The organism is Sorangium sp. So ce117 (genome assembly GCF_051524395.1).
GTDB lineage: Bacteria > Myxococcota_A > Polyangia > Polyangiales > Polyangiaceae > Sorangium > Sorangium cellulosum_B.
This window is the reverse complement of record NZ_CP150309.1, coordinates 8572367-8586453: the sequence shown is the minus strand read 5'-3', so window position 1 is coordinate 8586453 and position 14087 is coordinate 8572367. Positions and strand designations below refer to the sequence as shown.

The 14087-nt window shown below is 71.6% G+C and carries 9 protein-coding genes and 1 pseudogene; 8 read left to right on the top strand and 2 right to left on the bottom strand.

All coding sequences use genetic code 11. The features are described from left to right. Positions 1–519: 519 nt before the first annotated feature. Positions 520–1638: a sterol desaturase family protein gene (locus WMF46_RS32035; RefSeq protein ID WP_437980676.1), complete on the top strand. Its 1119-nt coding sequence runs from the start codon at positions 520–522 to the stop codon at positions 1636–1638. A 37-nt stretch (positions 1639–1675) separates the two neighbouring features. Here WMF46_RS32035 and WMF46_RS32030 read toward each other — a convergent pair whose 3' ends face one another. Beyond that, entirely contained in the window at positions 1676–5620 is a 3945-nt protein-coding gene (locus tag WMF46_RS32030) for a serine/threonine-protein kinase (protein ID WP_437980675.1), read from the bottom strand. Between the two features lie 1364 nt (positions 5621–6984). Here WMF46_RS32030 and WMF46_RS32025 point away from each other — a divergent pair. The 7 genes and pseudogenes from WMF46_RS32025 (at position 6985) to WMF46_RS31995 (ending at position 13379) form a co-directional block, all read left to right on the top strand. After that, complete coding sequence (locus WMF46_RS32025) at positions 6985–8583, top strand: amidase (protein ID WP_437980674.1); 1599 nt, start codon at positions 6985–6987, stop codon at positions 8581–8583. Positions 8584–8832: 249 nt separating this feature from the next. Further along, complete coding sequence (locus WMF46_RS32020; RefSeq protein ID WP_437980673.1) at positions 8833–9531, top strand: hypothetical protein; 699 nt, start codon at positions 8833–8835, stop codon at positions 9529–9531. 260 nt (positions 9532–9791) lie between these two features. Further along, positions 9792–10307 (top strand): hypothetical protein, encoded by a 516-nt coding sequence (locus WMF46_RS32015; RefSeq protein ID WP_437980672.1) that lies wholly within the window; start codon positions 9792–9794, stop codon positions 10305–10307. 18 nt (positions 10308–10325) lie between these two features. Beyond that, positions 10326–10415 (top strand): annotated as a pseudogene (locus WMF46_RS32010) (MYXO-CTERM sorting domain-containing protein); the annotation flags it as partial. A gap of 196 nt (positions 10416–10611) precedes the next feature. After that, positions 10612–11733, top strand: a complete 1122-nt coding sequence (locus tag WMF46_RS32005; protein WP_437980671.1) for an ADP-ribosylglycohydrolase family protein — start codon at positions 10612–10614, stop codon at positions 11731–11733. A gap of 156 nt (positions 11734–11889) precedes the next feature. Then, positions 11890–12786, top strand: coding sequence for a helix-turn-helix domain-containing protein (locus WMF46_RS32000; protein WP_437980670.1), 897 nt, complete (start codon positions 11890–11892; stop codon positions 12784–12786). A gap of 98 nt (positions 12787–12884) precedes the next feature. Beyond that, complete coding sequence (locus WMF46_RS31995) at positions 12885–13379, top strand: VOC family protein (protein ID WP_437980669.1); 495 nt, start codon at positions 12885–12887, stop codon at positions 13377–13379. A gap of 51 nt (positions 13380–13430) precedes the next feature. Here the strand turns inward: WMF46_RS31995 and WMF46_RS31990 are convergent, their stop codons facing one another. Further along, complete coding sequence (locus WMF46_RS31990; protein WP_437987953.1) at positions 13431–13973, bottom strand: response regulator; 543 nt, start codon at positions 13971–13973, stop codon at positions 13431–13433. Between the last annotated feature and the right edge of the window lie 114 nt (positions 13974–14087).

Sequence of the window (14087 nt, the reverse complement as noted above, 5' to 3'; positions counted from 1 at the left end):
CGCCGGTGGCGTCGCTTCCGCCGGTGGCGCCGCTTCCGCCGCCGCCGGTGTTGCCGGACCCGCCCGTGCCGCCGGAGGGCACGGGGTCCGCAGGGTCGGAGGAGGAGCACGCGGCGAGGGAGAGCAAACCCAAAGCGAGCAAGACGGTCTTCTTCATGGTCGGTTCCTTATGTGGTTCGAGTGTCGTTCCTCACGGATCGCTGAGCCCTGCCGCCCGGAGCGCGCGTCCGGTTCGCAGGGATCTGCCGAGCTGCTGCGCCACCGTCGCGGGGTGGCATCGCCGGCGGCGGCGGTGAGCTCCCCTGATCCGCGACGATACAAATCTCCGCTCCGGGTGGTCGCTCGCGCGCCGGCGTGGCTCGTGGCAGACCACTTAAACGGTTCAGCGTCAACAGGGAAGAGGCCGGCTGGCGCGGCGCCTCTCGCGTGGTGCGTCTCCGGGCGTGCCGGCGGGGTTCCAGGCTAGACTGGGCGGACGCGAGCCGATCCGCCGCGCGGCGGCTCCATGGAGGACAGGGGATGTCGCCGAGCTTGATCCTGTTCGCGGTGCCGGCCTTCTTCGCGCTCATCGGCGTCGAGCTCTGGCTCTGTCGCCGCCGCGGGCGCCGCGACTACCGCTTCTCCGACGCGCTCGCCAACCTCTCGTGCGGGGTCGGGCAGCAGGTCATCGTCTCCGTCGTGAGCGGCGGAGTCCTCGTCTATCTCTTCCTCTTCGAGCGCGCCGCGCTCGCGCGGCTGCCGGAGGGCGCGTTGTGGAGCTGGGCGGCCTGCTTCGTCGCTGTCGACTTCTGCTACTACTGGGCGCACCGCGCGAGCCATCGGGTGAACTTCATGTGGGCCGCGCACGCGGTCCACCACCAGAGCGAGGACTACAACCTCTCGGTCGCGCTGCGCCAGAGCTGGCTCCAGCGGGCCTTGTACTGGCCGTTCTTCTGGCCGCTCGCCGTGCTCGGCTTCCCCACGGGGATGGTCGTCACGACGTATACGCTGAACGTCCTCTATCAGTTCTGGATTCACACGCGGCTCGTGGGACGCCTCGGTCCGCTGGAGTGGGTGCTGAACACGCCATCTCATCACCGCGTGCACCACGGCGTCGACGCCGCGTATCTCGACAGGAACCACGGCGGCGTGCTCATCGTCTGGGATCGGCTGTTCGGCACCTTCCGCGCCGAGGGGGCGCCCCCGCGGTACGGTGTCGTCCAGCCGCTGGCCAGCTTCAGCGCGCTGCGCGCCAACGTCGACCCGTGGCGGAGGCTCGCGCGCATGGCGGCGGCGGAGCCGCGCCTCTCCGGCAAGCTGCTTGTCTGGTTCCGGCCGCCGGAGTGGCGGTCCACCGCGACTTCGCTCGACGAGGGCCCGCTGCGCACCGACCCGGATTACGTCCTTCACGACGTGGCGCGCCCCCGCCGGGCGCGCGCGCTCGCCGCGGCGCTCTTCCTCGCGGCGCTGCTCGGCGCGATCGCGTTCCTCTACGCGTCGCCGAACATGGCCGCGGGCCCGCTGTGGGCGGGGGCGGCCGTCCTCCTCGCGGCGCTCGCGGCGGTCGGAGCGTTGCTCGACGGGCAGACCCTGCCGGCGCCGGCGCAGGGCGCGGCGGCCGCGAGCTCTCCGAAGGAACTGCCGATCTCGCCGGCGTGAGCCGCCTGTGTACCTCCGTCGTGAAGAGCGACAGACGCTAGACCCCTCGTCGTCCCGTGGAGCCCGCCTCGTCGACCCACGCGCGCGCCAGCTCGAGCGTGCGCGCGTTCTCCTCGACGCGCTGGAGGAACTGCTCGCGCCGCGCGGCATCGTCGAGCTGGGCGGCGGCATCGAGGAGCCTCGTCCGGGCGTGCGCGATGGCGGTCCGGGCCGCCGGGTGGTCGCCCGCCGCGAACAGCGCCTCGGCGTGGACCAGGCGGGTGAACGCCTCGCCCTCCTCGACCATGCCCAGCCGATCGAGCAACGCGACCGCCGCGCGCGCCTCGACGAGCGCCTCGGAGGTCTCGCCGCGCGCGAGCAGGACGGCCGAAAGCGTCGCCCGCGCCAGCACGACGAGCGGACCTATCCTCTCCAGCTGCGCCACGGCGCGCCGGGCCTCGGCCTCGGCGCCGGCGAGGTCGCCCGCGCGCATCAAGCACCCGGCGAGGTAGGTGCGCGACGCGCCCGCGAGCCGGCGATCCCCCTGCGCCTCCAGGAACGCGATGGCCTTCATCAGGGCCTCGCGCGCCTCGTCCAGCGCGCCCAGGCGGCAGAGGGGCGCGCCGAGGGTGCTCCACGCGACCGCCATGCAGCCGTCGAGGCCCATGCGCTCGGCGTCCGCGAGCGCGCCGCGCAGGATGGTCTCCGCCTCGGCGTACGCGCCGAGCTGGTGCTCCTGGAAGCCGAGATCGAGCCGGCAGAAGCACGCCAGGCGCAGGTTCCCCGCGCGCTCGTGGGAGGCGACCGAGCGCGCGAGCAGCGCCCGGCCCGAGCCGTGCCGGCCCGCGTACAGCTCGCGCCAGGCGCGCTCGCGGAGGACGACGCCGCTCACGGCCGGGTCGTCGCAGAAGCGCTCGGCCGCGGCGTCGATGAGCGCCTGGAGCGGCGTGGCGTGCGCGTAGAGGCCGCTGATCGTCAGGTAGAGCGCCGTCCCCGCCGACGCCGCCAGGAGCGGGCCCGTCGCGCCCTCTCCCGTCCAGGCGTCCGCGAGATCGCCGCTGAGGCTGGCGAGGCGGTCGTGCTGCCCCAGCCGGGCCAGCACGACCGCGGCCTCGCGCACGGCGGCGAACCAGGGCGCGCTGCGCCGGGGCAGCTCCTCCACCGCCATGGTCGCCCAGCGCGCGGCCTCGACGAGCTCGCCGCGCCAGTGGTGCGCCTCGGCCCGGTGCAGGAGGACCTCGCCGCGCGCCTCGCCGCTGATGCCGAGCTCGATGGCGCGCCCGGTCCACGAGAGCACCACGACGAGGTCGTTCGCGGCGAGCGCCTGCGCCGCGGCCTGATGATAGAACGCGGCGGCGCGCAGCGGCTCGCCGCCCCGATCGAAGTGCTCCGCGATCACCGCGGCCGAGGGCTCGGCCGCGCGCTGGAGCCACTCGCCGGCGAGCCGGTGGCCGAGCGCGCGATCCTGGTCGGTGAGCATCCCGTACGCCGCCTCGCGCACGAGCGCGTGGCGGAAGACGAGCTCCCGCTCTCCCTCGAACCTCGCCTCGTCGCGCGCGCCGATCCATTCCAGCCGCTCGAGGCGATCGAGGTGATCCGCGAGCCCGGAGAGGCCGCCGGGACCGCCGAGCAGCGCCTCCACCGCGCCCCGCCAGAACACCCGCCCGAAGATGCTCGCCGCGCGCAGCACCTGCCGCGCCGCGCTGTCGAGGCGCTCCAGCCGGGATTGCACCATCGCCAGCACGGTCTCCGGGAGCGCGCCCTGGTTCCCCTCGGACGTCGCCCGGATGAGCTCCTCCAGGTAAAACGCGTTGCCGTCGGCCTGCGCCACGAGCTGCGCCACGGTCTCGGCGCTCACCCCGTCGCCGAGGGCGTGCCGCACGAGCCGCGCGCCCGCCCGGGAGCTCAGCTCCTTGAGCCGGAGCTCCTGGAGATCCCTGTGGGCCCAGAGCCCTGGGAACAGCGTGTACACCTCCGGGCGCGCCAGGGCGAGCACCAGGAGGGGCTGGTCCACGAGCCGGCGCAGGGCGTCGTTGATGAACTGGACGGTGGGCAGGTCGCCCCAGTGCAGGTCCTCCAGCACGAGGAGGAGCGGCTGCGCGGCGCACGCGGCCGAGGCGAAATCGAGCCAGGCCCTGCGCATCTGATCGCCCATCAGCGGGGCGTCCTTGCGGGCGGCGCGGAGGGGCGCGCTGTCCTCGTCGGGGAACGGCGCGCCCAGGAGCTCGCCGAGGAACTCCGCCACGCGCCGCGCGTCGGCCGCGCGGACGCGCTCGGTCACCCGCGCGAGCAGCTTCTCCCGGCGCGCCTCGATCGGCTCTCGGTCGCGGATCCCGCACGCGCCCTGGAGGGCCTGCCGCAGCATCCCGAACGGGGCGCCCTTGCGGAGCGGGTCGCCGCGGCCGATCCAGACAGCGACGGGCTCGTCGCGCTGCCGGACGCGGCGGATGATCTCGTAGGCGAGGCGCGACTTGCCGAGCCCCGCCGGCGCGGTGACGAGCACGGCGCGCGCCCGCGACTCCTCGATGCACCCGGCGAGGAGGGCCTCGAGGGTGGCCACCTCCCAGTCGCGCCCGACGCAGGCCGTGGGCTTGCCGAGGAGCAGGCGCGCGCCGCGGGCGAGCGGCTCCTCTCCCCGGAGCCACAGGCCCGCCTCGGTCTCGACGACCTCGAAGCGGGCGTCGAGCAGCGCGGCGGTCACCTCGTCGATGGCGATGGGCGTCCCGCGTCCCGCCGCCGGCGCGCCCGGGAGCGCCGCCGTGGGCTGCGCCAGCATCCGGACGGCGCGGTCGATCACGTCGCCGACGGGCCGGCCGCCCGTGACCTCCACGCGGCCGGTCGTGAGGACCACCGGCCGGTCCCCGCCGGCGGCGCGGAGCAGGAGCGCGCAGCGGGCCGCCTGCGCGGCCTGATCCGTCGCCACGCCCGCTCCCAGGAGGATCACCAGGATCGACCCGTCCGCCAGGAGCTCCAGGCACGCGCCGAGCGCCTCGATCTCCCGGCGCAGCTCCGGCGACACGACGGCGACCACCGTCTCGGAGTCGGCCCGCCCGGGGGAAGCGGCGAGCCGCGGCCCGGGCCCCATCAGCGCCACCGAGAGCACCCGCCGCTCCTTGTGGGTCAGCGAGGACTGGCGGCGCAGGTTCGAAGGCGGCGGCTCCGACGGCGCGCGCGCCAGCGGGGAGACGCCCATGGCCTCGAGCGCCGCGGCGATCTCCGCGCCGTCGCGGGGGCGGTCGTCCGGGTTCTTGGCGAGCATCCGGGCGCAGAGCGCGTCGAGGGCGGGGGGGACGCCGGGGCAGAGGGAGCTTATCCGCGGCACCTCGTCGAGGAGGATCTTGGCGAGGACGGCCATCAGGTGAGCCCCGCAGAAGGCCGGCTGGCCGGTGAGGCACTCGAACAGCACGCAGCCGAGCGCGAAGACGTCGGCGCGCGTATCGACGTCCTGCCCGCTCCGGGCCTGCTCTGGCGCCATGTACGCCGGGGTCCCGACGAAGGCGCCCGTCCGCGTGAGCCGCGTGGCGTCGGGGATCCCGGCGATGCCGAAGTCGAGCAGCTTCACGCGCGCGGCGTCGCCGTTCACCAGGAACAGGTTGCTCGGCTTGAGATCGCGGTGAACGACGCCGCGCGCGTGGACCGCCGCGAGCGCGGCGGCGGCGCCCACCATGAGCGCGATCGCCTCGTCCACGGTGAGCACCCGGCGCTGGAGCCGCTGCTCGAGATCCTCGCCATCGAGCCACTCCATGGCGAGCCACGGCGCGCCCGAGGCGCCGAGCCCGTGCGCGACGTAGCGCACGATACCTGGGCAGGAGAGCTCTGCGAGCACCCTGGACTCGCGAGAGAGGCGCGATTCGTCGCCGGATTTCTGGTCGTCGAGGCACACCTTGACGGCAACGACCTCGCCCGAGCGCCGATCGACCGCCTGGAAGACCGCCCCCATGCCGCCGGCGCACGCCCGGCCCACGATCTCGAAGCGGCCTCCGAGCACTTCCCCTGGTTGCATCCCCTCGAGTATCGGCGTCCTGGGCCGTGAAAGTCCACGGCGAGCGCCGGGGCTGGCCGCCGAGGTCGACGTGCGGGGAGGCGCGGAGCGTCGCCCCCGTGTCCGTGGCCAGCCTCACCGCCGTCCGTCCAGCAGGGGCGAGGAGCCATTGGGCGATTTCTTGTGACGGATTCTGAGTCCTGTCTCCCCTCGAGCCCTGTCTCTGTTCCTCGAGACCGGTGTTCTGATCCTCCGTAAGCGGCTCAGATCGGGTGACGACTTCTCTGACATGGGGGGACGACGTGTGCCGGCGCGCGGCGCGGCGCTTGGCTCTGCAGCGTCGCCCCGCCGGGGCGAAGCCGGGCCGACGTGGACGAGCGTCCGCAGGCTGTGGAGTATTTATAAGGAGGCCCCTTCGATGGGTGCGTGAGCTGTTGATTGGGTGTCGCTTTCCAGGGGGAGCGGAACACATGGTTCCAAAGAATGCTCTCCCACCCCGGGGCAGGCCTCCGCTGATCGTCGGCTGGCCGAAGCGCCTTGAACGACGCGGGCCCGCCCCGGGCAGCGGCCACCTCGACGAGCGTGCCCCTCTGCGCATCGCTGGGCCGCTGGTCGACGGGCAACGCCCCGTGCCCGATGGACGGGACCGACGTCGCCCCCGGCGATACCAGCTCGCGCCCCGAGCGGTTTGGGCCATGACGATGACAACCGGTCACAAGGCTGCTCCGTCGCTGCCGGCGATGCGCCGCCCCGTCGGGGGCACGCTGCACGGTGCGTGCCAGCAAGCCGCGATGCAGGGGCCAGCGCGGCTAGCGCGGCCAGAGCTAGACATGGAGCACGAGGGAGGCAGCGACAATCCCAAACTATTCAAAAAATTCGAACATCAACTTGCCACCGAACCCCGACTTGCTATATCTTACATGAAGTATGATGCGCCTAGCTCTCGCATATTCTTCATCTTTGTAGGAGAGCAACCGCATTCAAGGCGCGCTTCTTCTGTCTCTGTGTCACCTGCTTGGCTGGTAAAAAGCCACGAAGAATCTTCTGCTCAAGGCCGCTGTACATCCTAACTAAATTGGCTCTCGACGAACCGTCGAGATGGTGCGAGCCAGTTGGTTCGCTGGACGGGTTGGTGTTGTCATTGTCACGGTATGGCGACTCGTCCTCGGCGACGGGCGCCATCACATGGCCTTGATCGAACGGAGCTCGACGATTCCATGCCTCGTCGAGCTCTGGTCCGCTGTGCTCGTGTGATCCGAGCTCGAGGTTTCGAATCGGCACCCGACGGCGGAGGTCCATCCGGCATAGGGTCGATGTCCTGAAGTGAGAGGGAGCAGTCCATCGTGAACAAGAACATTCTATCTGGCGCTGCCTTGGCAGCAGCCATGTTCGTTGGTATTGCCGCAGGGGCTCCCAGCACCACCTATGGTGCGACCGCCTCCGTTGGCGCCCCCGCTATCGACGTATCTGAGCTCACGATCTCGAAGGTGCAGTGGGCGTACCTGATGCGCCGTTACACGGCGGAGGCGCTGACGAACGCCTATCTCTCGAGGATCGCGCAGTACGAGTCGTCTTACAACGCGTTCACCTCGTTCAACCCGAACGCCGTCGCGCAGGCGCGCGAGATCGACAGGAAGCGCAGGAACGGCGTGGCCCTCGGCCCCCTGGCCGGGATCCCTGTTGTCATCAAGGAGTCGATGGATCACGTCGGCTTGCCGTCGACGGCGGGCTGGGCTCCGCTCAGCTCGCAGGTCGCCGGCGGTGTCGATCTGCTCCCCATCAAGAACTCCGTCGTCGTCGATCGGTTGATCGCCGCCGGGGCCATCATCCTCGGGAAGACGAACATCCCGGCCTTCAGCGACGACGGCACCCGAGCGAACAGCAGCTGGGCGGGGCCCACCTACAACGCCGTGGACCCGACCCTGGTGCCCGGGGCGAGCAGCAGCGGCACAGCCACGGCGGTGGCCGGCAACTTCGCCGTGCTTGGCCTCGCGGAGGAGACGGGGGGATCCATCCAGAACCCTGCGGCCGCGCAGAGCCTCGTCGGCATCAAGCCGACGTTCGCCCTCGTCCCCACGGCCGGCGTCGTGCCCCTGGCCGGCAGCACGAGGGACGTGGTGGGCCCCATCGCGCGGACTGTCCGCGACGCCGCCATGGTGATGGATATCCTCGCGGGCTACTCCCCGGAGGACCCCAAGACGAGCCTGTCCAATGGACACCTGCCCGTGGGGGGCTACACGAGCCAGCTGAGCAAGACCGCCCTCTGCGGAAAGCGAATCGGCCTGTACGGCTCAGGGTGGCGCAACGGCGGCCTGTCTCCCGAGACGCAAGCGCTGTACGAGCAAACGATCGAGGAGCTGGAGGACGAAGGCGCGATCGTCGTCGAAGATCCCTTCGCCGGGAGCGGCTTCGCCAATCTGGCCTTGCCCAATGAGCCCTATGACATGCGAGGGACGGAGTCTGTGGCCTACGACTTCCAGCGCTACCTCAAGGGGGTCAAGATCGGCGGGACCGTCGTCGGCTCGATCGACGGACTGGCGGTCTTCACGGGGATATCTCCGTTCGATCCCGTCGGCGGGCCGCTGTCCTGGTACGTCGACGAGCTCCCCGTGCTGGCCGCCTCGCTGCTCTTCCCCGAGGACGCGCCCGATCTGTCGGGCTTCTGGGCCCTGCGGGACCAGTACGTGAACGTCTTCAATTCCGTGATGGCGACGCACGATCTGGACGGCCTCGCGTTTCCGCAGACCTATGACACTGTGCCGGAGCTGGCCGGCTCGGACACCTATCCCGCGACGACGGAGTCCGCGATCAACATCGCGGGCTTGCCCGGGGTGGTCGTGCCCGCTGGTCAATACAGCGACGGAGCTCCCTTCAGCCTGATCTTCGTCGGCCCTCACTGGAGCGAGGCTGAGCTGCTGGGGTTCGCCTACGATTACGAGCAGGCGACTCAACACAGGATCGAAGCTCAGCTGACCTCGTGGTGAGCTCGCGCCTCGCACCCCCGGCGCTGCCGGGGGTGCGACGGACGAGCGCGTGCGCGGTCGCTCAGCCCTCATCGTGGTGACGATGCCCCCCCAGGGACGCCAGGGATCTGGCGGCACAACCGGAGGACGGTGCCAGGGCGTCCAGGCGCACGCTGGCACACCCGCGGCACAGGTTGCGTGTTGCACCGTCGTTTGGCCGTGGTTTTCGTCTGCCATGAGGTTGGCGCTGGTCGTGCAATGGTGGACGCCATGACGACGAAGAACGCTTCCATGCTGTTGATCCTGGCGCCCCTCCTGCTGGCCGCCTGTGACGTGAGCTTCATCGAGGGCGCGGTGAACGACGGCGGGGCGAACGACCCCGCCGATCCGTCGGGCGACAGCGGTTCGAACGACCCCGCCAATCCGCCGGTCGAGAGCGGCTCGATCGACACTGCGGGCAGCGGCAGCTCCGGGGGCGACGCTGAGCCAGGTGATGCGTTGCCGGCTGTCGCCTTGACGCGGGCTCAGATGGAGGTGCTCTGGGACCGGTACTGGGAGAGCCAGGGTGACGTCGGAGGCAGCAGCGGGTCGGGCGGCGGCGGCCCGGCGCTCGATCCCAATGACCTCTTCCTTCGTGCATCGGATCTCGGTGTCTCGTGCGGCTCCCCGACCACGCATCTCACCTGCGGCGGGCACTGGGCGCTGAGCATCGTGCTGCCCAGCGCCTACCAGCAGGTCGGCGTCTACGATCTCGAGGATCCAGCGCTCGTCAGTTATAGCCACATGAGCGAGACGGGCGAGCCCTACTCTCCGCAGCCGGACGACTGCCCGTGGGGCGGTGGGTCGTTTGGACCGGGCACGCTCGAGATCCTCTCCATCGACGAGGCCGAAGTGCGCTTCCGTCTCAGCGTGGGCTCGCTCTGGGAAACCGATCCCAGCGGCGAGTACACAGCTCCGCGCTGCCCCTGAGGCGCAGGCGTCCTGGGGGGCGGGCTCGGCGATGGCCGCTTCGCTGAGCTCGCCGTCGGTGCTCGGAGCACATTGGAGCTGGCAGGCCCGAGCGCTCGAGTGACCGGGGTGATCCGATGACAGCGTGCGAGCGGGGGGGCGAAGCCGCTTCCGTTCGCGCTCGCGTTGCTCCAAGGAGCCGCGCGCGCTGCCCCTGGCGAGGGATGCCGTGAGCACGGCGCCACGGGGCAGCATCCAAGTGTTCATCAACTGGAGGTCCCATGCGCGATTGTCGTACGCTGATCGGCATCGCCGCCGCATCGCTCCTGTCGCTCACGGCCGCGGCTGCGCTGGCCCAGGAGCACATCGCGGCCACCGGTGACATCTATTACGCGACGCACGAAGAGCCGTTCATCCGCCATCTGCTCATGGGCACCCTCGGAGACCACCCTGGCAACCTGGAGCGGCCCATCACCGACGGGACGAACGTCGCTGGCCGGTGGTCGGACGGGAGCACGAGCTCGAGCTTCCTGTACACGGCGGATGGCGAAGAGGTGGCTCTCGGCGACTCGATCGCGGGCGACCCCGCGGGGTTGCTCCTGTACGCGGGGCACGCCGGGTTCCTGAGGAGCGACGGGGACGTGAACCAGGTGTGGCTTCGGACCCCTGACGGCGAGCTGCACCAGCTCAGCTCCTTCGAGACCTCGAGCCAGCTCGATCAGCAGAAGCTCCGCGTCGGCCACGACGGCATCAGCGATTCTGGCGAGGTGGTGTTCCTCAACGAGGGCAAGCGTTAGGCGGCGGCCGGATGCAGCGCTGGCGGTTCGGCGGGCCCGGGCGGAGGCGCCGCTGCGTTCGCCGCGCTCGCGGGCCTCGCGCTCGCGCGGCGGCGCCGGCGGGCGTAGCCAGCCACGCGCGCTGAGCGCCGAAGACGTCGAGAAGGGCCTGGTTCCGGAGCGGGTTACCGCGGCTCTCGCGACACGGTGTCGATCCGCCTGTCGAGGAACTGCCATCCTGGCAAGCCGCTGCCCCGGCCAGGGCAGGCGAAAGCGCGGATCTCCGCTGCTCTCTCCGGGCACGGAACGTGAAACGCGTGCTCGCATGGCCATCGAGACGATACCTATCGATCGCGAGGACCGCCTCGCCGGCGTCCTCCTTGGGACGGCGGTCGGCGACGCGCTCGGCCTGCCCAGAGAGGGCCTGTCGCGCCGCCGCGCCGCGCGCCTCTTCGGCGCGTCGCCGATCGAGCACCGCTTCGTGCTCGGCCGCGGGATGATCAGCGACGACGCCGAGCACGCGTGCATGACGGCCCAGGCGCTCCTGGCCGCGCCGGGGGACGCGGCGCGGTTCTCGCGCGCGCTCGCGTGGCAGCTCCGCGGCTGGCTCGCCTCGCTGCCGGCGGGCGTCGGTTACGCCACCTTGCGGGCGATCCTCAAGCTGTGGCTCGGGTTCTCTCCGGAGCGGAGCGGCGTCTTCTCCGCGGGCAACGGCGCCGCGATGCGCGCGCCGATCCTGGGCGCGGCCCTCGCGCTCACGCCTTCGCGCATCGATTCCATGGTGCGCGCGTCCACGCGCCTCACGCACACCGATCCGCGCGCCGAGGAGGGCGCGCGGATCATCGCGCTCGCGGCCGCGTATGCCGCGGTGCGCACGCCCGAGCAGGTGAGTCCGGCCGAGCTGCTCGCGCTGCTCCGCGAGCGTGTCGCGGACGAGGAGCTCCGCCGCAGGCTCGACCGCGCGGCGGAGCTGCTCGGCCGGCGCGCCTCGGCGGAGGACTTCGCCGCGGCGATAGGCCTCCATCAGGGCGTGAGCGGCTTCATCGTGGACACCGTTCCAGCGGCCCTGTTCTGCTGGCTCGCGCACCCGGGAGATTTCCGCCGCGCGGTGGAGGACGTGATCCTGCTCGGCGGCGACGCCGACAGCACGGGCGCGATCGTCGGCGGCCTCGCGGGCGCGACGCTGGGGGCGCGCGGGATCCCTGGCGCGTGGCTCGACGGCATCGCCGATTTCCCGCGATCGATCGCGTGGATGCGGCGGCTCGGCGCGCGGCTCGCGCGGCGTTTCCGGGGCGAGCACGACGAGGGCGCCGCGGCGGGGGAGGAGCGAACCGCCCGAGCGGAAGGGCCTCTCGGCCTCTTCTGGCCGGTATTGCCGTTGCGCAACCTGGTCTTCCTGGCGCTGGCGCTGGGCCACGGATTCCGGAGGATGCTGCCGCCTTACTGAGCTCCGAGCGCCCCCTCCACGGGACCGTTCCCGATGCCGTTCGCGCGCTGGCTCGACGGAGCGGGGCGTCTGCTCGACCGCGGAACGGCTCGATCGGAGCGGCCTTTGCGCGCCGCGCGTCCTCGGCCATGGCATGCTGCCTCCGCAGGCTGCCCCATGCGCTTCGTTACGTACACCCCGCCTCCCCCCCTCGGCCGCTTCGTCCGCTTGCTCTGGTACTACGCCGCCCCCGAGCTCCCCGACCTCTTGGAGCGCGTGCTCCCCAGCGGCGCCATGAGCCTCCTCATCAACCTCGCCGAGGACGAGCTGCGCTGGTACGATGGCGCTGCCGAGCACGGCGCTGCCGAGCACGGCGCTGCCGAGCACGGCGCTGCCGATGGCGGCGCTGCCGATGGCGGCGCCGCCCGTTGCCACCGCCTCTCCGGCATCGCCGTCTGCGGCGCCCACGCCAAGCACTTCGCGATCGACACGGCGGAGCAGCGCGCGATCGTGGGCGCGGAGCTCTCCCCGGGCGGCGCGGCCCCCTTCTTCGGCCCGGACGCCGCCGCGCTCGGCGGCGCCCACGTCTCGCTCGACGCGCTGTGGGGGCGCGAGGCCGCCCTCGTCCGCGAGCGCGTGCTCGAGGCGAAGACGCCCGAAGAAAGGCTCCGCGCGCTCGAGTCCGCCCTCGCGTCGCGGCTCCTCCGCCCGCGCGCGCCGCTCGAGCGCGATCCCTCGGTCGATTTCGCGCTCGCCGCGTTCGCCGACCTGTCCCGCGCGTGGACCGTGGCTGACGTGACAGGGCAGCTCGGGATGAGCTCGAAGCGGTTCATCCGGAGCTTCACCGAGCGGGTCGGCCTCACCCCGAAGCGTTATTGCCGTGTGCAGCGCTTCCAGCAGGCGGTCTCCGCGATCGAGCGCGGCGAGCGCGTCTCCTGGGCGGGCGTCGCGGCCGCGTGCGGCTATTACGACCAGGCGCACTTCATCCACGACTTCCGCGCGTTCGCCGGCCTCACGCCCACCGAGTACGTGACCAGGCGCCGCGAGCGGAACCATGTCCCGCTCGACGGCTGACCACCGGCGATGGCGAGCCGGCGCTGTCGGCTCGACCGGATCGGCAGGCCGGCATGTTTTTACAATACCCGGTCCGGCCGCGTGGGCATCCTTCGCTCATGACCCAGCGACCGCACCCTATCGCCCCGCCCCCGTACCACGCCGTCGTGCCGCACGTCGTCGTCGCCGGCGCGCCCGACGCCATCGCGTTCTACAAGAAGGCGTTCGGCGCCACCGAGAAGCTGCGCCTCGCCGACCCGAAGCTCGGCGGCGCCATCGTCTGCGCCGAGCTCGTGATCGGCGACTCCGTCATCAGCATCGCCGACGAGGCCCCCCAGTGGAACGCGCGCGGCCCGAAGGCGCTCGGCGGCTCACCGATCGTCCTCACGCTGAACGTCGAGGACCCCGACGCGGTCGCCGCGCGCGCCGTCGAGGCGGGGGCCAAGATCATCTACCCGATCGCGGACCAGTTCTACGGCCGGCGAGAGGGCAGGATCGAGGACCCGTTCGGGCACCAGTGGATCCTGTCGGCCGTCATCGAGGACGTCTCGGTCGATGAGATGCAGGTGCGCATGGCGAGGTGGTGGGAGGAGCAGGGCCCGAGCGGCGCCTGACCCGCGCCGCGACGGCCGCGCCGCCGCCCGCGGGGCGGCGCGGCCGCAGGCTCACCGGGCCCATCGCTTCCGGGCGCGGAGCGCGGACGCGGCGGCCCTCGCCGGCTCCGGCTCGTGCGGCAGATCGTGCGGGGTGGCGCCGCACGTCACGCAGGCCTCCAGCCTCGTGGATCTCGGCGCGTGCGATGACTCCGGCGCCATGCCGGCGTCGGGCCAGCCGCACGACACGAGGTCGCTCCCGGCGTCCGTCGGCGTGAGCGAGTCCGCCATCGAGTGGACCGAGCGCTTCATCTCGGTGAGGCGCGCCAGCTGAAGGACGAGCGCCGTGAGCCGGGCCGGATTGAACGGCTTGAGCAGGACGTGGTGATACACGGCCTCCTTCGAGCGCGTGTACTCCTCGGCGCCGGTGATGAGGAGACAGCTCGTGTACACGGGCATGTTCGCCACCCTCCGGAGCAGCTCGTCCCCTTTCATTCCAGGCATCACCACGTCGGAGCAGACCAGGTGAAATTCCCTGGTTTCGAGCAACACGAGCGCCTGCTCCGCCGACGTACATTCCACGACGTCGACGTCCCCGGAGAGGACTGCAGAAATGGACCTCAGGGCCCTTTCGTCGTCGTCGACGACTAGGACGCAATACTTTCGTCGGGAAGACGAGATCGTGGCGTCCCTGTGCTGACCCTGCGAAGAGGTGCGATGGGCTCTTAC